The 21578-nt window shown below is 45.4% G+C and carries 16 protein-coding genes and 1 tRNA gene; 15 read left to right on the top strand and 2 right to left on the bottom strand.

The window, feature by feature from the left end:
* The first annotated feature begins 70 nt into the window (after positions 1 to 70).
* A complete protein-coding gene (gene pstC / locus ACDZ28_RS01565) occupies positions 71 to 1018 on the top strand; it encodes a phosphate ABC transporter permease subunit PstC (RefSeq protein WP_375103867.1) in 948 nt (315 codons plus the stop codon).
* On the top strand, positions 1015 to 1890 hold the full coding sequence (gene pstA / locus ACDZ28_RS01560; protein WP_042130653.1) for a phosphate ABC transporter permease PstA: 876 nt from the start codon (positions 1015 to 1017) through the stop codon (positions 1888 to 1890). The genes pstC and pstA overlap by 4 nt, the downstream gene beginning before the upstream one ends.
* 1677 nt (positions 1891 to 3567) lie before the next feature.
* Here pstA and ACDZ28_RS01555 read toward each other — a convergent pair.
* Positions 3568 to 3641 (bottom strand) — tRNA-Arg (locus ACDZ28_RS01555).
* Positions 3642 to 3921: 280 nt separating this feature from the next.
* Here ACDZ28_RS01555 and ACDZ28_RS01550 point away from each other — a divergent pair.
* The 6 genes from ACDZ28_RS01550 (at position 3922) to ACDZ28_RS01525 (ending at position 10388) form a co-directional block, all read left to right on the top strand.
* Positions 3922 to 4767 carry a hypothetical protein gene (locus ACDZ28_RS01550; protein WP_339287839.1) on the top strand — a complete coding sequence of 282 codons (846 nt, stop codon included), beginning with the start codon at positions 3922 to 3924 and terminating at the stop codon, positions 4765 to 4767.
* A 98-nt stretch (positions 4768 to 4865) separates the two neighbouring features.
* A complete protein-coding gene (gene tig / locus ACDZ28_RS01545; RefSeq protein ID WP_341114711.1) occupies positions 4866 to 6200 on the top strand; it encodes a trigger factor in 1335 nt (444 codons plus the stop codon).
* A 285-nt stretch (positions 6201 to 6485) separates the two neighbouring features.
* On the top strand, positions 6486 to 7076 hold the full coding sequence (gene clpP / locus ACDZ28_RS01540; RefSeq protein WP_036685049.1) for an ATP-dependent Clp endopeptidase proteolytic subunit ClpP: 591 nt from the start codon (positions 6486 to 6488) through the stop codon (positions 7074 to 7076).
* Between the two features lie 12 nt (positions 7077 to 7088).
* A complete protein-coding gene (gene clpX / locus ACDZ28_RS01535; RefSeq protein ID WP_042130648.1) occupies positions 7089 to 8345 on the top strand; it encodes an ATP-dependent protease ATP-binding subunit ClpX in 1257 nt (418 codons plus the stop codon).
* A 109-nt stretch (positions 8346 to 8454) separates the two neighbouring features.
* Positions 8455 to 9582 (top strand): flavodoxin-dependent (E)-4-hydroxy-3-methylbut-2-enyl-diphosphate synthase, encoded by a 1128-nt coding sequence (gene ispG, locus ACDZ28_RS01530; RefSeq protein ID WP_060621818.1) that lies wholly within the window; start codon positions 8455 to 8457, stop codon positions 9580 to 9582.
* 134 nt (positions 9583 to 9716) lie between these two features.
* Complete coding sequence (locus ACDZ28_RS01525) at positions 9717 to 10388, top strand: type IV toxin-antitoxin system AbiEi family antitoxin domain-containing protein (protein WP_375103866.1); 672 nt, start codon at positions 9717 to 9719, stop codon at positions 10386 to 10388.
* A 1192-nt stretch (positions 10389 to 11580) separates the two neighbouring features.
* Here the strand turns inward: ACDZ28_RS01525 and ACDZ28_RS01520 are convergent.
* Positions 11581 to 11733: a hypothetical protein gene (locus tag ACDZ28_RS01520; RefSeq protein WP_375103865.1), complete on the bottom strand. Its 153-nt coding sequence runs from the start codon at positions 11731 to 11733 to the stop codon at positions 11581 to 11583.
* 151 nt (positions 11734 to 11884) lie between these two features.
* Between ACDZ28_RS01520 and lonB the strand changes: the two genes are divergently transcribed.
* The 7 genes from lonB to ACDZ28_RS01485 all read left to right on the top strand — a co-directional run bounded on the left by lonB (position 11885) and on the right by ACDZ28_RS01485 (position 21558).
* The gene (gene lonB, locus ACDZ28_RS01515; protein WP_375103864.1) at positions 11885 to 13594 is read left to right on the top strand and encodes an ATP-dependent protease LonB; all 1710 of its coding nucleotides are present in this window, start codon (positions 11885 to 11887) and stop codon (positions 13592 to 13594) included.
* Between the two features lie 293 nt (positions 13595 to 13887).
* Complete coding sequence (gene lon, locus ACDZ28_RS01510; RefSeq protein ID WP_042130641.1) at positions 13888 to 16251, top strand: endopeptidase La; 2364 nt, start codon at positions 13888 to 13890, stop codon at positions 16249 to 16251.
* 12 nt (positions 16252 to 16263) lie between these two features.
* Positions 16264 to 16932 (top strand): ribosome biogenesis GTP-binding protein YihA/YsxC, encoded by a 669-nt coding sequence (gene yihA / locus ACDZ28_RS01505; protein ID WP_042130640.1) that lies wholly within the window; start codon positions 16264 to 16266, stop codon positions 16930 to 16932.
* A 103-nt stretch (positions 16933 to 17035) separates the two neighbouring features.
* A complete protein-coding gene (locus ACDZ28_RS01500; protein ID WP_375103863.1) occupies positions 17036 to 17818 on the top strand; it encodes a tyrosine-protein phosphatase in 783 nt (260 codons plus the stop codon).
* Between the two features lie 137 nt (positions 17819 to 17955).
* On the top strand, positions 17956 to 19986 hold the full coding sequence (locus tag ACDZ28_RS01495) for an S-layer homology domain-containing protein (protein WP_375103862.1): 2031 nt from the start codon (positions 17956 to 17958) through the stop codon (positions 19984 to 19986).
* 125 nt (positions 19987 to 20111) lie between these two features.
* Positions 20112 to 20891: a YveK family protein gene (locus tag ACDZ28_RS01490; RefSeq protein ID WP_375103861.1), complete on the top strand. Its 780-nt coding sequence runs from the start codon at positions 20112 to 20114 to the stop codon at positions 20889 to 20891.
* Positions 20872 to 21558, top strand: coding sequence for a CpsD/CapB family tyrosine-protein kinase (locus ACDZ28_RS01485; RefSeq protein WP_339287833.1), 687 nt, complete (start codon positions 20872 to 20874; stop codon positions 21556 to 21558). Before ACDZ28_RS01490 ends, ACDZ28_RS01485 begins: the two co-directional genes overlap by 20 nt.
* Positions 21559 to 21578: the final 20 nt, after the last annotated feature.

Raw genomic sequence — 21578 nt, 5'->3', positions numbered from 1 at the left:
ATCATATTGAACGGTAACAGCGGCCAGCTCCGATCTTGATACGGGGGTGGCCGCTTACAGGAGGGAAAGTATGGGGGCACCAGTCCACGGCTTGGCAACTAGGGGAAAAGAGAGCGTAACGCAGGTTACCGCTAACTCCAAACGTCATGGTAGACATTTGTTTAGCAACAAATTTTTCAAGTTTTATTTTCTATTCAGCATTCTCGCGCTTTGTTTCGTGCTTGGACTTGTAATTCTATTTATCGGCAAAACGGCTATGCTTCTGTTCGGCCATCTCTCGCCTGCGGACTTTTTCTTTTCCTTTAATTGGACGCCGGAAGAGGATTCTTTTGGAGCGGCTGCCTTCATTGTAAATACACTTTCTCTAACTGCATTGACACTGCTGATCGCAGTTCCTATCTCGGTGGGGATGGCGGTGCTTTGTGCAGAAATTGCTCCAAAATGGATGAAGACTTTCATCCGTCCAGTGCTAGATTTGTTAGTAGGTATTCCTTCAATTGTTTACGGATATATAGGCTTAACGGTATTACTTCCTTTCTTGCGCAGAATTAGCGGGGAGAGCTTAGGTGATGGCCTGTTAGCAGCTGCACTTGTGCTCGCATTAATGGTGCTGCCAACGATTTGCCGAATCAGTGATGATGCCATTGTCTCTGTGCCGCGCAAATATCGGGATGCAGCATATGCTCTTGGATCTACCCGTTTACAGGTAATCATGCGTGTAATACTGCCTGCAGCTAGCCGGGGAATTATCTCTGCGGTTATTCTGGGTATGACTCGTGCTGTGGGTGAGACGATGGCTGTAGTTATGGTTATCGGGAATACACCGCAATTGGCGAAGACGTTATTCACGCCAGCATCGGTGCTGACTAGTAACATCGTTATGCAAATCTCTAATGTAGAGTTTGACTCTACTTGGAACTATGCGCTACATATGATGGCATTTCTCTTGCTAGTAATATCATTTGTATTAATTCTGATTATCCGCGTGTTGGGTAGAAAAAGGAGGGATGCAGCGTGAACGGATTCGCAAGTACAAAGCATACCGCGCGTGCCCAAAGAAACAATAAAATCGCGACCATCGGGTTTTATACGTTAGGGGCTTTAGTCATGCTGCTGATTTTCTGGCTGCTCTTCACGATTCTTAGTAAAGGTCTACCGGCACTTCGGCCCGATTTCCTGATTAAACAACCTGAAGAGATTGATGCAGGTGGTGGGATTGGCCCGGTGTTGTTCAACTCCTTTTACATTTTGTTTATCTCGCTGATTATTTCCGTTCCAATTGGTTTGGGTGCGGGAATCTATATGGCTGAGTATGCGCCAGATAATAAATTTACAGGGGCACTGCGTATTTGCGTGGAATCACTGTCATCGGTTCCTTCGATCGTGTTCGGTATGCTCGGACTTGCGATTTTTGCGGAATATTTCGATATCGGTCTTACGATTCTTGGCGGGGGCGTCAGCTTGGCGCTACTGAATCTACCTATGCTTGCTCGAGTAACAGAGGAAGCGATACGTGCCGTACCAGGGGATATACGCGAGGCTGGTTATGCGCTTGGGATGACTAAATTCCACGTGATCCGCACGGTAGTCCTACCTGTTGCAATGTCTGCCATCGTTACTGGGATTTGTCTTGTTGCTGGACGCGCTTTCGGGGAGTCTGCGGTTATTATCCTTACTGCCGGTCTCAGTACCTCAGGCGAAATGTGGGACTTCAATCTGTTCTCACCGGGTGAAACCCTGGCCGTACACCTCTGGTATGTACAATCCGAGGCGATTGTAGAAGATGCACGTCAAATTGCTGATAAGTCGGCAGCGGTACTTGTATTTGTAGTTTTGTTTATCAATTTTGTATTTCGATTCCCGCTGTGGTTGGGAAATCGCCGGAAGTAATGAAGTAGGGTCTACGGGGGAACCTGTAGGCCTTTATTTGTTTGTAAGGTTTGATGGGTTGCTGATGAGGTGCTGATAGATTCTCGACGGATTGATGGATGAATTGAAGTTGTTTATTCCTAATTAGGGAATATCTCCCTATAATTCAGTGTTTTATCGTCTTTAGAAGCATAATTAGGGAAATCCTCCCTCTAATATCTTTGATTTACACCTAAATAGAGGTTTTTAGGTAATATTTAGGGAGGATTTCCCTAAAAAGTTTGTTTTTTAGCGATTACAGGCGAATTTCAGGGAGAAATTCCCTAATGTTATAATATCGGCAGGATATAACCCGTCCGATCAGTTTACGGGAACTTCACCCTAAGTAAGCTCCAATAACTGAAAGGTCCTCATTCAGTTAAACTGCCACGAATCCGAAACAAGTAGCTCATAACCCGCAACCATCAAGCCTCTAGTTCCTTCAACCAATCTAGTTAATCGAGCGTACCTAGCCGTCACAGCACCTTAGGATACTCTGAGGAACGCCAACCATACTCGCCCCAGTTCCAAGTTCCTTCAACCATTCTAGTTTATCAAGCGTACCTGTCGTCACAGCACCCTAGGATACTCCGAGGAACATTAACCGTACTCGCTCCAGTTCCAAGTTCCTTCAACCAATCTAGTTAATCGAGAGTACCTAGCCGTCACAGCACATTAGGATACTCCGAGGAACGCCAACCGTACTCGCCCCAGTTCTAAGTTCCTTTAACCATTCTAGTTTATCGAGCGAACCTAGTCGTCACAGCACCTTAGGATACTCCGAGGAACGCCGATCACACTCGCTCCAGTTCCGAGTTCTTTAAACCAATCTAATTAATCGAGCGAACCTAGCTGTCACAGCACCTTAGGATACTCTGAGGAACGCCAACCATACTCGCTCCAGTTCCAAGTTCCTTAAACCAATCTAGTTAATCGTGCGAAACTAGTCGTCACAGCACCTTAGGATACTCCGAGGAACACTAACCACACTCGCTCCAGTTCCAAGTTCTTTAAACCAATCTAGTTAATCGAGCGTACCCAGCCGTCACAGACCCTAGGATGTACCGAAGAACGCTAACCGTACAAGCTTCAGCCACAAGTTTCTTAACAAACCTAATGAGATGAACGTAACACATCTATATACAATCAAGGATACTTTGAGGAACACCGACCACACTCGCTCCAGTTCCAAGTTCCTTCAACCATTCTAGTTAATCGTGCGAAACTAGTCGTCACAGCACCTTAGGATACTCCGAGGAACACTAACCACACTCGCTCCAGTTCCAAGTTCCTTCAACCAATATAGTTAATCGTGCGTACCTAGTCGTCATAGTATCTTAGAATGCTTCTAATAAGCCTCTAATAACAACAATCGCTATTATCCCAGCCACATATTATTCAACAACCTGTCAGATGATTAACATTACATTTTGCGTCTGAAGAGTCGAGTATTCTTTAAGCATATACGTCGAGTGTTTCTACCGCAGAACGCAATAACAGCCTCCCCGAAGGAAGGCTGTTATGCTGATGTCGCGTGCGGGATGCAGCCCTAACGGGCTGACGCGAAGCGTACGTTTTCGATGCTCACTCCGAAGAACCCGGTGCTTCACATCCCCTGAACGCAGAAACAGCCTTCCCGAAGGAAGGCTGTTTCACTGACGTCCCGGAAGGGATTCGAACCCCTGACCGTGCGCTTAGAAGGCGCATGCTCTATCCAGCTGAGCTACCGGGACATGAATGATGGCTGAAAAGCAAGCAGGATTTATCTTATCATATGCGTTAAAGTTTTTCAAGCTGTTTTTTAAAAAGAGTACGGGGTATGCTATAATCTACAATTATTAAGTTTCGGATGAAGCTTAAGGTCTTAATAACATTTATGACGTTTTAGAATTCAATTCACATAATTAGCTATAAGGAGGTGCCCTCATTAAAGATTCAGATTCCCCCGCCACAAAAGAAAATATCGTCCTGTTTCCCAAGACACTGGACTATTATCAAATCCAGCTTACGGTGATGCTGGAGAGTGAACGGTACGGGGAAGCGATGGAACTGCTTCGTTTTTTGCTGCAGTGTCAAGGTCAGGAAGAGCGAAATTACGAAGAATGGCGGTCTTTGCTGGAATGGCTGGAAACGGCGTTCCCCTATGCGTCCCAGAATGGAGATGCAGAAGGAGCCGTTCACCCCGAAGACGAAGATTTAAGAGAAGAAGATATGGCCCGTCTTTTGGCCAAATCAAAAATGACCGAGGATGCGGGGTACCCTCAAAAGCTGCTGCAGCGGGTAATGAATGAGCCGCTGTCAGAGGCGACAATCCTAGCACTAGAGCAGCTTTCTTATCTGGAAGGCGGCGGAGTCGATGAGGCGCTGACGGCTTGGCTGCAGGGGGATAATGTTCACCCACTGCTGCAATTTCGGACCCTGCAGACCCTTCGGCGGCGTGGGATGCAGGGTACGGTCAATCTGATTCGAGGTCACGAAACAGCAATTGTAGAGATTGAAAGTGTGCCGCTGCAGACCGAGGATTTTCCACCGCAGGTGAGTCAGGTGCTGGAGCGGGTAGCCGAACAGGCGGAGGTACACGAGCCTACGCTGTATTATTTTGCACAGGAGCTCTGGGGTCAGTTCGTCATGTCGATTTATGGATCGGAAGAGTATCGGAAATTACTGGATGGAGAAGATGCGCTGCTGGATATTTGGGCAGGGGCGTTACACCAGTTTGTATCCGAGAGCTTAAACGGTACACGGCAAGAAGAGGAGACTCGTGGAATGTACGGCATTACAGACGGCATGCGCTTTCAATTTGAGGGAGCTTATCGTGCGATCAAGGGTTTTGTAAAGACTTCTCTACTTGATAAATAAAGTAATGTTGTATATAATATAATGGTTATTCTGTGCGTGGATTGTATCATTTTTTGAAGTAAACTTGTGAACCTATATTTTGGAGGGAAAAGTATAATATGAAAGCAACATGGGAAAAAATAGAGAAGAACCTTGGAGTTCTTGAAGTAGAAGTTGACGCAGAACGCGTTGCAGCAGCACTCGATAAAGCTTTTAACAAAGTCGTTAAGAAAGCTAACGTACCAGGCTTCCGTAAAGGTAAAGTGCCACGCCCGATCTTTGAATCCCGTTTTGGTGTAGAAAGCTTGTACCAAGATGCAATCGACATTCTTCTTCCTGAAGCTTACGGTGAAGCAGTTGAACAAACTGACATCTTCCCTGTAGACCGTCCTGAAGTTGATATTGAGCAATTTGCTAAAGGTCAATCCTTTATCTTCAAAGCGAAGATCACGGTTAAACCTGAAGTGAAGCTTGGCGATTACAAAGGTCTGGAAGTTCCAGTACAAAAAGCTGAAGTGACTGAAGAAGAGTTGAGCGCTGAGCTTGCTCGTCTGCAAGAGCGTCATGCTGAACTCGTTGTAATTGAAGAAGAAGCAGCAGCTAACGGCGACATCGCTGTGATCGATTTTGACGGATACGTTGATGACGTAGCGTTCGAAGGCGGAAAAGCTGAGCGTCATTCTCTTGAGCTTGGTAGCAACTCCTTCATTCCTGGATTTGAAGAGCAAGTAGTGGGAATGTCCACTGGAGATTTCAAAGATATCGAAGTTACTTTCCCAGAAGAATATCATGCAGAGAACCTTGCGGGTAAGAAAGCAGTATTCAAAGTGAAACTGCACGAAATCAAACGCAAACAACTTCCTGCACTCGATGATGAGTTCGCTAAAGATGTAAGTGAATTCGAAACTTTGGAAGAGTACAAAGCGGATCTGAAAGCTCAGCTCGAATCCCGTAAACAGGATGAACTGAAAGGTCTTCGTGAGAACGCAGTTGTTGATAAAGCAGCAGCAAACGCTGAAGTTGAGATCCCAGAAGCAATGATCAACAGTGAAGTTGAGAACATGGTTCGTGATTTCGACACTCGTCTTCGTCAACAAGGTATGAACATGGATATGTTCCTTAGCTTCTCCGGTCAAACACGTGAAGACTTGCAGAACCAAATGAAAGGCGATGCTGAAAAACGCGTTCGCAACAACCTGGTACTGGAAGTTATCGCTAAAGAAGAGAACATTGAAGTTTCTGAAGAAGAAGTTAACGAAGAGTTGGCTACTATGGCTGAAGCTTACAAACGTACTCCTGAAGAAATTCGCAGCATCTTGGCAGCTAACGGTTCCCTGGGCAGCTTGAGCGAAGAACTTTCTTTGCGCAAAACCATTGATTTCCTTGTTAGCAACAGTGTAGAAGTTGAAGCAGTAGAAGAAGCACCAGCTGCTGAAGACACTAAAGCTGAGTAAGATCTTTTTGACACTACCTAGAACGGCCAAGTAAGTCGGCCTCCATACAGATATGATAAGGCACGTAAGTTTCGTTACGTGCCTTATTTTTATCCTCGGCCACAGATATATGTGAGTACATAGGTATTCGTATGAGCGTATGGTAATAAAAAAATGGCGTGACAATCATTATTGACAAGCAGTGGACAGGTCTGCTGTAGTGAAAAAATGACATCGAGCCGTGAACGTGTTAAAATATTTTTGAAACGATAAGACTAATCTGTAAAGAGAAAAGAGGTTGGTGGCATGAGTCTGGTACCAATGGTTGTGGAATCAACAAGTCGTGGGGAACGTTCATACGATATCTATTCCAGATTGCTCAAGGATCGCATTATTTTCTTAAGCAGTGCGATTGACGATGATGTCGCCAATCTGGTTATTGCTCAACTGCTGTTCCTTGCAGCAGATGATCCCGAGAAGGACATTCACTTGTACCTCAACTCACCCGGTGGTTCAGTAACAGCCGGCATGGGTATATACGATACGATGCAATATATCAAACCGGATGTTTCAACCATTTGTGTAGGAATGGCGGCAAGCATGGGATCGCTCCTTCTAACAGCTGGGGCTCCGGGCAAAAGATATGCGCTGACTAACAGCGAAGTTATGATTCATCAACCGCTCGGTGGTGTTCAAGGTCAAGCGTCCGACATTTGGATTCATACCGATTGGATCCTCAAGACGAAACAGAAGTTGAATCAAATTTATGTAGATCGCACAGGTCAGCCCCTTGAAAAAATCGAACGGGACACAGACCGCGATAACTTCATGAGCGCGGAAGAAGCCAAGGAATATGGGCTTATTGACCAGGTTCTTTCTTCACCGATGAAATCTTAAAGGGGTGGTTAGATGTTTAAATTTAATGATGAAAAAGGGCAATTGAAATGTTCTTTTTGCGGCAAATCACAAGAGCAGGTTCGTAAGCTTGTAGCAGGACCGGGCGTTTATATATGTGACGAATGTATCGAGCTTTGCACGGAAATCGTGGAAGAAGAGCTCGGTCATGAGGAAGAGCTTGATCTGAAGGATATTCCAAAACCAAAGGAAATCCGCGACATTTTGGATCAATATGTAATCGGTCAAGAACAAGCGAAGAAATCGTTGTCTGTTGCGGTTTACAATCACTATAAACGTGTGAACAGCCAAAGCAAGATCGAAGATGTTGAATTGACAAAGAGTAATATTCTCTTGCTTGGTCCAACAGGTTCGGGTAAAACCTTGCTTGCTCAGACGATGGCGAAGATTATCAACGTTCCTTTTGCTATTGCAGACGCTACTTCCCTAACGGAAGCTGGATATGTCGGCGAGGATGTTGAGAACATTCTGCTTAAGCTGATTCAAGCGGCAGATTATGATGTGGAGAAAGCCGAACGCGGCATTATCTATATTGATGAGATTGATAAAGTGGCACGTAAATCCGAGAACCCGTCCATTACTCGTGACGTATCCGGTGAAGGTGTTCAGCAAGCGCTTCTGAAGATTCTGGAAGGAACAGTTGCTTCTGTACCTCCACAAGGTGGACGTAAGCATCCACATCAAGAGTTTATTCAAATCGACACGACGAACATTTTGTTCATCGTTGGCGGTGCCTTTGACGGTCTGGAGCAAATGATTAAACGCCGTATCGGTAAAAAAGTCATTGGCTTCAACGCAGCGGTTGAAGGACAAAAGGATCTCAAGCCTGGCGAATATTTGTCGATGGTATTGCCTGAAGACTTGCTCAAATTCGGATTAATTCCTGAATTTGTAGGCCGTCTACCGGTTATCTCGACTTTGGAGCCGCTTGATGAGAATACGCTGGTGCGTATCCTTTCCGAGCCTAAGAATGCACTCACGAAACAATACATCAAGCTGCTGGAAATGGATAACGTAGCGCTGAAGTTCGAACCGTTGGCACTCGAAGCAATTGCCAAGGAAGCGATCAAACGCAATACGGGAGCCCGTGGACTGCGCGCGATTATTGAGAGCATCATGCTTGATGTGATGTATGAAGTTCCTTCACGCGATGATATCAAGGATTGTGTGATCACGGAGCAGGTCGTTCAAGAGAAGGCTTTGCCTGAATTGAACCTTAAGAAAGATAAGAAGAAAGAGGAAAGCGCGTAAGTCGCTTACCTTAACAATACATGTCACTGTCTCCACCTTTCTTCCGCTTATCCCGCTTCACTAGCGGTTGCGAAGGGGTGGAGCTTTGGCGTTATGGGGGAGAAAAATCATGTTCTTGAGACACCAAACCCGTCCTGTCAATGTTGGCGGGCTCATTATTGGGGGAAACAACGAGGTTGCGATTCAAAGCATGTGTACAACCAAAACAGCTGATGTGGAGGCTACTGTAGCCGAAATTTTACGGCTTGAGGAAGCAGGCTGCCAACTGGTACGCGTTACTGTCAACAATGAAGAGGCAGCCGCCGCGATTAAGGAGATCAAGAAGCAGATTCATATCCCACTCGTAGCGGATATTCATTTTAACTATAAGCTCGCGCTGATGGCTATTGAGAACGGCATCGATAAAGTACGGATTAATCCGGGCAATATCGGTCGTCGGGAGAAGGTAGAAGCAGTAGTTAAAGCGTGTAAAGAAAAAGGAATTCCGATTCGGATTGGTGTAAACGCCGGTTCTTTGGAGAATCATCTCTTGGAGAAATACGGATATCCGACTCCAGAAGCTATGGTAGAAAGTGCACTGTACCATATTGGTATTTTGGAAGAGCTGGATTTCCACGACATTATCGTATCTTTAAAAGCATCCGATGTGCCTATGGCCATCGAAGCTTACCGTCAGGCTGCGGAAGTCATTCCTTATCCGCTGCACCTTGGGATTACAGAATCCGGCACCTTGTTTGCCGGTACAGTAAAAAGCTCCGCGGGTATCGGTGCACTGCTCTCTATGGGCATCGGCAGCACCCTGCGTATCTCGCTTAGCGCTGATCCAGTGGAAGAAGTTAAGGTGGCACGCGAGCTGCTGAAGACCTTTGGTCTGATCTCTAACGCGGCAACGCTGATCTCTTGTCCAACTTGCGGCCGACTGGATATCGATCTTTTCTCCATCGCTAATGAGGTGGAAGAATACATTTCGAAGCTTAAGGTGCCTATTAAAGTTTCCGTGCTTGGCTGCGCCGTTAATGGTCCTGGTGAGGCACGTGAAGCAGATATCGGTATTGCTGGTGCCCGTGGGGAAGGTTTGTTGTTCCGTTACGGACAAATGATTCGTAAAGTCCCTGAAGCGGAACTAGTGAACGAGCTGAAGAAGGAAATTGATGCGATTGTTGTGGCGTATGAGGAAACTGGTGAAATTCCAGGCCGTGCACACGCTAATCTTGCACCTCCTGTGCAATCGAAGTAATCTGGTCTTTTACGAATTTATGATTCGTTAATAATAGGTGGCGAAGAACGCCCTGTTACACCCCGGTTTATCTGGTGGTGGGAACGGGGCGTTCTTTTTTTTACGTGAAATTAATTTTATAGGGGGAACATCGAATGAATTATGAACAAGCCCATGAAGCATTTATAGAGCGACATCTAACAAGCAGGACAGGTGAAAGACGGGGAAGGTTGGAGAGAGGACATCGTCATGCCGAAGAAATGTTTTTGCAGAATGTATGGTGGCCGCTTCGTGGGGACTTCAAGGATCTGCATCCGGAGTATGAGGTGCTGGATTGGCGCGGACGATCATACTTTGCTGACTTTGCGTATTTGCCAGGACCAGTGAAGCTGTTGTTCGAGATCAAGGGTTATGCAGCACATGTACGAGACATGGACCGACAAAAGTATAGCAATGAGCTGAATCGTGAAACTTTCCTGTACGGGATGGGGTACCAAGTAATTTCATTTGCCTATGATGATGTGAACGAGCGGCCTGATTTATGCATCACATTGCTGACTATGGCGCTAAGTCGACATCAGGTTGTTAGTGCACCGGGCGGTAGACTTCTACTCGCTGAGAAGGAAATTATCCGTTTAGTTGTCCGTAAAGCTGGGACAGTGCGTCCAAAAGATGTGTCAGATTACTTTGGGTTAGATCCCAAGACTGTACGAACGATGTTAGTTAATTTATGCGAAAAAGGCTGGCTGGCTCCAGTAAGAAGGGGAGTTGGTGTTAAAAATGTTGAGTATAAACTGGCACGTGATGTTCTTTATTATTGGGATTGAACAGAATGTAGCAAAGTGTGAAGTAGTGACAAGTAATTAGGGAAATTCTCCCTGATCTATGCTTGATATTGCTCGAAATAGGCTAGATTGCGGAAAAACTCCCTAATTAATGGGCGATTTCCACGTTTTGAGCCTTCTGAGCAAATAATCAGGGAGAAATTCCGCAATTGTGAGCGTAGGGAGCAAATATGACGAAAATCAGGGAGGATTTCCCCAATTATCGGCAATCGGCATACTGTTCTGAAGGTTACTTTGCGTTCTTAGTAAGTGTTGAGAATGGAGCAAAGTTCGGATACCGAGGGCTGTAGAGTAATCAAGGTACTACCCAACAAAAGGTTACTTTGCGTGCTTAGCGAGTGTGATGAACGGAGTAAAGTTTGGATACCGAGGGTTGTAGAGTAATCAAGGTACTTACCCATCAAAAGGTTACTTTGCGTGCTTAGTGAGTGTGATGAATGGAGCAAAGTTTGGATACCGAGGGCTGTAGAGTAATCAAGGTACTTACTCATCTAATGGTTACTTTGCGTGCTTAGCGAGTGTGGAGAATGGAGCAAAGTTTGGTTACCGAGGGCTGTAGAGTAGTGAAGGTAATTACCCATCTGAAGGTTACTTTGCGTGCTTAGTGAGTGTGATGAATGGAGCGAATTTTGGATACCGAGGGCTGTAGAGTAATCAAGGTAATTACCCATCTAAAGGTTACTTTGCGTGCTTAGCGAGTGTGGAGAATGGAGCAAAGTTTGGTTACCGAGGGCTGTAGAGTAATCAAGGTACTTACCCATCTGAAGGTTACTTTGCGTGCTTAGTGAGTGTGATGAATGGAGCAAAGTTTGGATACCGAGGGCTGTAGAGTAATCAAGGTACTTACCCATCTGAAGGTTACTTTGCGTTCTTAGTAAGTGTTGAGAATGGAGCAAAGTTCGGATACCGAGGGCTGTAGAGTAATCAAGGTAATTACCCAACAAAAGGTTACTTTGCGTGCTTAGTGAGTGTGATGAATGGAGCGAAGTTTGGATACCGAGGGCTGTAGAGTAATGAAGGTAATTACCCAACAAAAGGTTACTTTGCGTGCTTAGTGAGTGTGATGAATGGAGCGAATTTTGGATACCGATGGACGCCAACTAATTAGGGAAATTCTCCCTGATCTATGCTTGATATTGCTCGTAATGGGCTTAATTGCGGAAAAACTCCCTAATTAATGGGCGATTTCCGCATTTTGAGCCTTTCTGAGCGAATAATCAGGGGGAATTTCCGCAATTGTCAGCGTAGAGAGCATATATAACGAATAATCAGGGAGGATTTCCGCAATTGTCGGTAAGCTAGCAATGGCATCCCCATTCCAAGCCAAAGGATACTCTGCGCACTAAGCGATTTCGGCGTATGGAGATACTCAATTCAACAAATCCTCAATTGTGCGTTTACTAATTACCGAAACGGCTATACTACCTAATAGTAGCCAAAGGTGGAAAGGTAGACTGAACGAAACAGGAGGATGACCTATGGAATTAAGTATAGTTGTGATGATCGTGCAGCTCTTTTTCGCGCTGGTTATCGGCGTATACTTTTGGAATCTGCTGCGGGGTCAAAAGACAAACAAGACAGCAGTAGAACGAGAGTCGCGCAAGGAATTGGATAAACTTCGAAAAATGCGAATGATTTCACTGACCAAACCATTGTCGGAGAAAACTAGGCCGGCTTCTATTGGAGATATTGTCGGGCAAAAAGACGGGCTGCGCGCCTTGAAGGCCGCACTATGCAGCGCTAACCCGCAGCATGTAATTATCTATGGTCCGCCAGGAGTTGGCAAGACTGCCGCAGCGCGTGTAGTCATGGAAGAGGCGAAAAAAAATGTTCTTTCCCCTTTTAAAAGTGACGCCAAATTCACAGAGATCGATGCCACAACCGCTCGTTTTGATGAGCGTGGTATTGCCGACCCGTTAATCGGATCGGTGCATGATCCTATTTATCAGGGCGCCGGAGCTATGGGCGTGGCGGGTGTGCCACAACCGAAGCCGGGAGCGGTGACGAAGGCGCATGGCGGGATTCTCTTTCTGGATGAGATCGGTGAGCTTCACCCCATTCAGATGAATAAGCTCTTAAAGGTGCTGGAGGACCGGAAGGTGCTATTAGAGAGCGCATATTATAATTCGGAGGATAATAACACTCCGGCTTATATTCATGATATTTTTCAAAATGGCTTACCCGCTGATTTCCGGTTAGTTGGCGCTACTACGCGTTCCCCGGATGAGATCTCTCCCGCGCTGCGCTCGCGCTGCATGGAGATTTATTTCCGTCCGCTATTGCCGGATGAGATTGCAGTCATCGCGCGTGACGCGATACAGAAGATCGGACTGAAGCCAAGCCCGGATGCTGTCACTGTAGTGCAGCAATATGCAACAAATGGCCGGGAGGCGGTTAATATGATTCAGCTCGCAGCTGGATTAGCGCTAACTGAGCAAAGAGATACGCTAAACGCTGCTGATGTAGAATGGGTAGCAGGCAGTAGCCAGCTTCCACTTCGTACAGAACGCAAGATTCCTTCGGCGCCTCAGATTGGATTAGTTAATGGGCTCGCAGTGTATGGACCAGGTATGGGCACCTTGCTCGAAATCGAGGTATCCGCAGCGCCTGCGCAGAATGGTCAAGGTAGACTGAACGTAACCGGAGTAGTAGATGAGGAAGAGATCGGTGGAGGTTCTCGCACGATTCGGAGAAAGAGTATGGCCAAAGGCTCGGTTGAGAATGTATTGACCGTACTGCGCACCATGAATCTGGAGCCGGACCGTTATGATCTGCATGTCAACTTCCCTGGGGGTACACCGATTGATGGACCTTCAGCAGGAATTGCGATGGCCGTGGCTATCGTCTCCGCTATTCGTGGTCTGCCCGTGGATAATACCGTAGCGATCACTGGTGAGATAGGCATTCATGGCCGCGTGAAGCCTGTTGGTGGTGTAATTGCGAAGGTGGAGGCTGCTTTTCAAGCGGGAGCTACTACGGTGCTTATTCCAAAAGAAAACTGGCAGTCCTTATTCGCTGATCTCGCCCCTCTACGAGTCATACCTATGGAAACGGTGGAAGAAGTGTTCCGTCATCTGTTTGGTGCCGATACAGCAGATGTAAGGCTTCCTGCAGTAGCCGGCGAGCTATTCTCTGCAGCACCTTCACTGCTGAAGGCTGATGCCGCTGGGGAATCTGCAAAGGGCTAAGCTTAAATTATAACTTCAAATGTGAGCTAGGTTGTATTGAGTTGTGGACGAGTAAATCGAGACTTACCGCTGTAAAATAAAGGGAGCTGCAGGTGTGTCTGCTGCTTCCTTTTTTAAAATATAGATTCACACTTTCCATAATCCTTACATTTCTTTGAGAAACGTTGCTGTTTTTTAAGGATAATAAGGTTGTTTATTCTTAAATTGCAAGTACTTTGTTGGTGTTTTGGGGCTGCTTTTGTTAGAATGAATTCATATGAGATTAATTGAGAGCCATGGGAGGTGCGAAAGCGATGATGACAAATAAAACAAAAGGTCGTCGTTTTCCTTTATTACCGCTAAGAGGTCTTCTTGTGTACCCAAGCATGGTTCTTCACTTGGATGTGGGCCGTGAGAAGTCAGTTCGGGCACTAGAAAAAGCTATGGTTGAAGATAATTTGATTCTTCTTTGTTCACAGTCGGAAGTGAATATTGAAGAGCCTGGTCAGGACGATATTTTTCGGGTCGGTACTGTTGCGAATGTGCGACAAATGCTGAAACTGCCAAACGGTACGATTCGTGTACTGGTTGAGGGTGTAGAACGAGCCGAAATTATTAATTATATCGATAATGATGAGTATTATGAGGTCATGGCGCGCGAGCTACCAGAAGAAGAAGATAGCGATCAAGAGTGTGATGCGCTGATGCGTACAGTACTTAATCAGTTCGAACACTATATAACGTTATCCAAAAAAGTGACACCAGAGACGCTGGCTGCTGTATCCGATATTGAAGAGCCCGGTCGCCTTGCGGATGTTATTACGAGTCATTTATCGCTAAAAATTAAGGATAAGCAAGAAATTCTAGAGACGATTGATGTTAGTAAACGGCTGGAGAAGCTTCTTGATATACTTAATAATGAGCGTGAAGTGCTGGAGCTTGAACGCAAGATCAATCAACGTGTGAAGAAGCAGATGGAGAAGACGCAGAAGGAATATTATTTGCGCGAGCAAATGAAAGCGATCCAGAAAGAACTCGGTGAGAAGGAAGGTCGAGTGGGAGAAGCGGAAGAGCTGCGGACTCTAATGGAAGAAAAGAATTTGCCTGAACGTGTAAAAGAGAAGATGGAGAAGGAAATCGATCGTCTGGAAAAAATGCCAGTAAGCTCAGCGGAAGGCGGCGTAATTCGCAATTATGTGGATTGGCTGCTGGGTCTTCCTTGGAATGAACAGACTGAAGATGACCTTGACATCAAGAAGGCAGAGCAAGTACTCGATGAGGACCACTACGGTTTGGAAAAACCAAAGGAGCGGGTATTGGAATATTTAGCCGTTCAACAGCTGGTGAAGAAGCTAAAAGGTCCGATCCTATGTCTTGTAGGGCCTCCAGGTGTGGGCAAAACCTCACTGGCTCGTTCCATTGCCCGTTCACTCAATCGTAAGTTCGTTCGCATTTCGCTTGGCGGTGTGCGTGATGAAGCGGAAATCCGTGGTCATCGCCGGACTTATGTCGGTGCAATGCCAGGCCGAATTATCCAAGGGATGAAGACGGCAGGTACGATTAATCCGGTTATTCTGTTAGATGAAATTGATAAGATGGCTGCAGATTTCAGGGGAGATCCATCTTCGGCATTGCTTGAGGTGCTGGACCCAGAACAAAACAACTCGTTCAGTGATCATTTTGTAGAGCTGCCGTTTGATTTGTCGAACGTTATGTTTGTGACTACTGCAAATGTGGTTCATAACATTCCGCGTCCGCTACTCGATCGGATGGAAATGCTGTTCATTCCGGGTTATACAGAACTGGAGAAATTGCAGATTGGTAGCCGTTATCTTTTGCCGAAACAGAAGAAGAATCACGGTCTTGCAGAAGATCAACTGATCATCGAGGATGACAGTTTATTGCGTATCGTGCGTGAATATACCCGTGAATCCGGAGTGCGTAATTTGGAGCAGCAGATTGCAGCGTTATGCCGCAAAGCCGCGAAACAGATTGTGTCCAAGGAAAAAGAAAGTGTGGTCATTCTGCCGGATGACATCAAGGATTACTTAGGTGCATCGAAATACCGTTACGGTATGGCAGAGCTCGAAGACCAGATCGGTACAGTAACTGGGCTGGCCTGGACTGAGGTTGGTGGCGATACACTGCTGATCGAAGTGACGGTTGTGCAGGGGACGGGCAAGCTGACACTTACTGGACAACTGGGCGATGTAATGAAGGAGTCGGCGCAGGCTGCTTTCAGTTATACACGTTCGAAGGCGGAGGAGCTGGGGCTCCAGCCCGATTTTTATGAGAAGATTGATATTCATATCCACATTCCTGAAGGTGCGATTCCGAAGGATGGCCCATCTGCAGGGATTACTATTGCTACCGCGTTGATCTCCGCACTCACGAAGCGTTATGTTTCGAAGGATGTAGCGATGACCGGTGAGATCACCCTGCGTGGACGAGTGTTGCCGATCGGTGGACTGAAAGAAAAATCTCTCGCTGCACACCGCGCCGGATATAAAAAGATCCTTCTTCCAAAAGACAATGAACGTGATCTAAAAGAAATTCCAGAGAGCGTGCGTAATGATGTGGAGTTCATACCAGTATCTACTATGGATCAGGTCTTGCATCATGCATTAGTAGAGCATCATAATGAAATTAGCAGTGAGCCACCGAGTAGTGTGCATTAGAAAGGAAGTCCTATGAAAGTTAATATTGCCGAATTTATAATCAGTGCCGTTGGCCCTGATCAATACCCTGATGATGCTTTGCCAGAGGTTGCTCTGGCAGGGCGCTCCAATGTAGGGAAGTCCTCCCTCATTAACCGAATGATTAACCGCAAGAATCTGGCTCGGACAAGCTCCACCCCAGGTAAGACCCAGCATATGAACTATTACCGTATCAATGAAGACAGCATGTATTTTGTTGACTTTCCAGGTTACGGATATGCTAAAGTGTCGAAGACGCAACGTGCAACATGGGGCAAGATGGTGGAGAAATATCTCTCTGAGCGCGATACGTTGAAGCTTGTTCTGCTCATCGTGGATCTACGTCATCCGCCGACCAGTAATGATAAGATGATGTTCGATTGGTTGAAGCATTATGATCTTCCTATGTGTGTAGTAGCGACAAAGGCGGATAAGATTCCGAAGACTCGCTGGCAAAAGCATATTAAGATCATGAAGCAGGAGCTTGGCGTGCTGCCAGGGGATAATTTCATTCCATTCTCTTCAGAGATTGGCCTTGGTAAAGAAGAACTTTGGGGCTTAATCGACGGGTATGTTCTCTCCTCGAAGGATGAAACTCCAGATTCTGAGGATGCTGAAATAGATGCAATTGAACCTCAGCAAGAAGAATCTACTGAAGCTTAAGACAGAACTCATTTACAATCAAGCAACCGTTCCTTTTGGGGAATGGTTGTTTTTTTTGCCGTTAAAACTAAATTTTCTGTGAGAAGGGACCGATAGATAACATATGAAAGATATCCATTGCCACATCTTACCCTTTATGGATGACGGAGCCGCTGATTGGGAATCCGCTCTCGCCATGGCGCATGACGCCTACAGAGACGGGATTACTTCCGTCATTGCCACACCACATCACGCCAACGGTCAATATATGAATAATGCCTCCAGTATAAGAGAAGCAGTGGAATTGATGAATGAGAAACTTCATCAGCATGGAAATCCACTGCTTGTTCTTCCAGGTCAGGAAATTAGAGTGTACGGGGATTTACTGGATGATCTGGAGCGGGGGCAACTGCTAAGTCTTGCAGACTCGCGGTATATTTTGCTAGAAATGCCTTCTTCACGAGTCCCGCGCAACATGGAAGAAATCTGTCACGAGTTGATCATTCAAGGTTTCGTTCCGGTCATCGCTCATCCGGAGCGTAATGCTGAGGTAGCTGCCGATCCTTCTAAGTTAGAAAGATTGATAGAGCTAGGATCACTAGGTCAGGTAACCGCACAAAGTCTTGCAGGCGTCTTCGGGAATAAACTTCAGAAGCTATCCCTGGAGTTATGTCGTAGAAATGCAGTACATGTGTTGGCCTCTGATGCACATGACAGTGTTCATCGTCCTTTTGGATTAAATGCTGCTTATGTGGTTTTAGAGAAAGAATTAGGTCCTGAGATGCGCGACTATATGCGCGAGAACTCTCAGCAAATTGTGGCAAATGGTGAGGTTAATCATGGTAATCACGTACAAAAAAGGAGGAATAGACACAAATTGTTTGGCATTTTTCCCCGAAAGGGCTGACTAATCTACCTAATAGTGGTAGAATGGGTTTTATTGGGTGAATCGTTGATATACGTAATAGTGTAGACATAAGGTGAAATGGTCTAGGACTATAGTAACAAAAGGAATTTAAATACATATAAAGAGGTGGATATTTAGTGACTTTGAAAAAGAAACTAGTAGTATCGACATTAGCAGCAAGTATGGTAGCAGCATCCGTAGCGGGTCTTCCGCTCAGCAGCAAAGGACTGGCTAATCAATTAGGATTGAGCAATGTAGCAGCGGCAGCTACTAGTAATTCAAGTGCGGATTTGAAAGCACGCGCAGAGAAATTGTATGCACAAATTACTAAAGAATCCGATAAGGCGACACTTCGTGCATTGCGCGACGAAGTATCAGCGCTTACATCAGCAGAATTGAAAGAGATCTTCACACCGCTTCGCGGCAAACTTGATCTCAGCACCACTCAAGAGGATACCGTGTTTGCTTTGTTCCAGGATGTAAGCAGTTTATATTATGATCCTGAATATACAGATGCGAAGGATATTCTTAATAATCAGGAGTACATCGATGTACTTAAAGTAATTGCTGAGAAGGGCGGCGTATCTAGCCTCACAGTTGATGATATTTATGCAGCTGTGTTTGGTGATAACGGTCTGGAGAAAAAGTTGGTTGCTTTGGTAAGTGGTAAAACTAAAGAACAATTACTTGAGCTTGTTACTAGCAGCACTGTACAAGATGAACTAGTTAATTCCGCAATTGATGCAGTGCTAAGTCAAACAGCGGGTCCAGATGCACTTAAGATTAGTACTGTACTTAATAATTTGAGTATCAGCTCAGCGGATGTGAAGACGGTTCTTAACAATTCACGTGCCAAGCTAACGAATGATAAAGCTGCATTGCAAGTATTGGCTATTGCATACATCGGTGCTTTTGGATTGGGTGTTACTCCAACTCCAACTCCGACTCCTAGCCCAACTCCAAGCTCTGGTTCCGGTCCGGACGGCACCACAATAACCTTGACACCTGATCAAGCATTTAATGCTGCATCTAAATATGACGCTTCCAAGCTCGTAGTGACTATAGGTGATAAGGCTACTGTGAAGCTAGTTGATGCCGACATCAACAAAGCATTTGATACCTTGGTAGCTGCTGCCAAAGCAGCTGGTAAAACAGGAGCCCTTACGTTAACTCTTGACCTCGGTACTGTGAAGGCTGCTACAGTTGAAGTTCCGTTGTCCAAAGCTATTGTTGAAGCAGCTAAATCTAAAGGTATCGCCAATATCGCAATTACTTTCAACGGTGTAACCGTAACGATTCCTGTAAGTCAGTTCAGCACAGCGATTGCATTGACTGTAACAACTGCTAAACCAGAAGTTGTAACTTCTGTTACCCAATTGAAATTAGCTTCGGATGTATATGAATTCGGACTCAGTGTGGATGGTGTAGCGACTAGCAGATTCAGCACACCAATTCCTATTGAAATTCCAGTTAATAATACCGATGGCATTGATACAGAATTGCTGTCCTTAGCGAAGATTATAAACGGCAAGCTGGAATTCCATGGCGGGCGATTGAATGGTAAGTCCTTAGTAGAATCACGCGATACGTTCTCTTCTTATGCCGTACTTGAGAACAGAGTAACTTTTACGGATATTGCTAGTGTACAAGCATGGGCTGGCAGACAAATTCAAGTCGTAGCTGCAAAAGGCGCGATTGAAGGCGTAGGCGAAGATAAATTCGCACCGAAGAGCAATGTAACTCGTGCAGAGTTCGCTAAGATGCTGATTCGTGCACTTGACCTTGAGAATCACTCAGCTGTACAAAGCTTTAGCGATGTAAGTGGGGCCGCTTGGTATGCACCATATGTAGCTGTTGCAGCAGAAAAAGGAATCATTACTGGCCGCAGTGCGGACAAGTTCGATCCTAATGCAACTATCACACGTGCAGAGATGGCAACAATGATTTCCCGCGCAGTGAAATCTATGAATCCAGCTGCAACAACAAATGTAACAGCAATTAGCCAATTCTCCGATGCTGCTAAGATCAGCGCATCTTTGAGAGATGGCGTAGCATTTGCAGCAGATCATAACTTGGTTATCGGAAATGCTGGTAAGTTCAACCCGAACGATACAGCTACTCGTGCTGAAGCAGCAGTAATTATCTACCGTACCATTAACTTTAAGTAAATAAATTTAAAAGCATAGAATACAGCCTCCTCTCATGTAGGTGAGAGGAGGCGCTTTTTTGCCAATCGAGAAGTGTTCTAATATAGTAACGAAATATTTCAGAAATAGCTTGGAGGTAATTACACTTGTCATCACAAGAATTGGATCTTCGCGATTATTTTCAGATCGTCAGGAAGAGACTATGGCTGATTGTTAGCATAGTTGTTTTGGTGTGCGGTGTTGCTGGTGTGTACAGTCTGTATATTAAGAATCCAGTGTATGAAGCATCCACTAAGATTATTGTTAACCAGACTCCGACTCAGTCAGCAGCAGCGCAGCTTGATTTGAATCAGATTAATACTAATATTCAATTGATTAATACGTATAAGGAAATTATTAAGACTCCAGCGATCCTTGATATTGTTACTAGGGATTATCCGCAGTTCAATATTACTGCAGAAGAGCTGTTGAAGAAGGTTAATGTGAGCTCTGTCAATAATACGCAGGTGATGACACTTGTCGTTCGAGATAATTCGTATCAGCGAGCCGCTGAAATCGTGAATGCCATTTCACTTGTATTCAAGGACGAGATTCCTAACCTATTTAACGTGGAGAACGTATCGATTCTGAATGAGGCCAAAGTGAATCCACTTAATGAGCCAAGACCTGTAGAACCGAATGTCTTAATGAATATGGCTATAGCTTTCATCGTTTCCTTAATGATTGGTTTAGGGATTGCTTTCTTGCTGGAATACATGGATGATACGCTGAAGACTGAAGCAGATATTGAGAAATATCTTGGTCTGCCAACGATAGCTATGATTACTAGATTGGGTTCAGAAGAAAGCAAACAAGGCTCAACTCAGGCACAGACGCAAACATCCAGAAAGGCGGGCGAACTCGAACATGTCACAGCTGCCAAATAAACAACGTCATCTGATTACCGTTACGAACCCTCGCTCCCCTGTATCTGAAGCATTTCGCGCGCTGCGCACGAATATTGATTTTTCCTCTGTGGATGAGACTATTCAAGTAATTATGGTAACTTCGTCCGGACCTGAGGAAGGTAAATCTACGGTATCAGCGAATTTGGCGGCAGCCTATGCACAGGCAGATAAGAAGGTATTGTTGATTGACGCGGATTTGCGGAAACCGACAGCACATAAGACTTTTTCGCTTAGTAACCGTTTCGGGTTATCGTCACTACTGTCGCAGCAGGCGGTTCTTGAAGACACTGTCCAAGATTCTGGTGTTCCAAATCTTTCTATTATGACCTCAGGGCCGATTCCACCCAACCCTGCGGAAATGATGGCTTCTAATCGGATGAGTACGCTCTTGCAGGACTTGCGTCAGCGTTACGATATCATTCTTATTGATACTCCACCGTTATTGGCGGTTACGGATGCGCAGATTATGGCTTCCAAGAGTGATGGTGTCATTATGGTCGTGAGCTATGGCAAGGTAAAACGGGATATTGCTGTAAAAGCAAAAGCTAACCTCGATCGTGTAGGTGCAAAAATGCTTGGCGTGGTTCTCAATAATGTAAAACGTAAAGCCAGCGAAGGCTACTATTACTACTACTATGGAAATTGATTTGTTCTTTAACAATAATG

The organism is Paenibacillus sp. RS8 (assembly GCF_041956825.1).
In the GTDB taxonomy this organism is placed as follows: domain Bacteria; phylum Bacillota; class Bacilli; order Paenibacillales; family Paenibacillaceae; genus Paenibacillus_AQ.
Note: the sequence above shows the minus strand (reverse complement) of the source record. Positions and strands in the feature narration are given on the sequence as shown.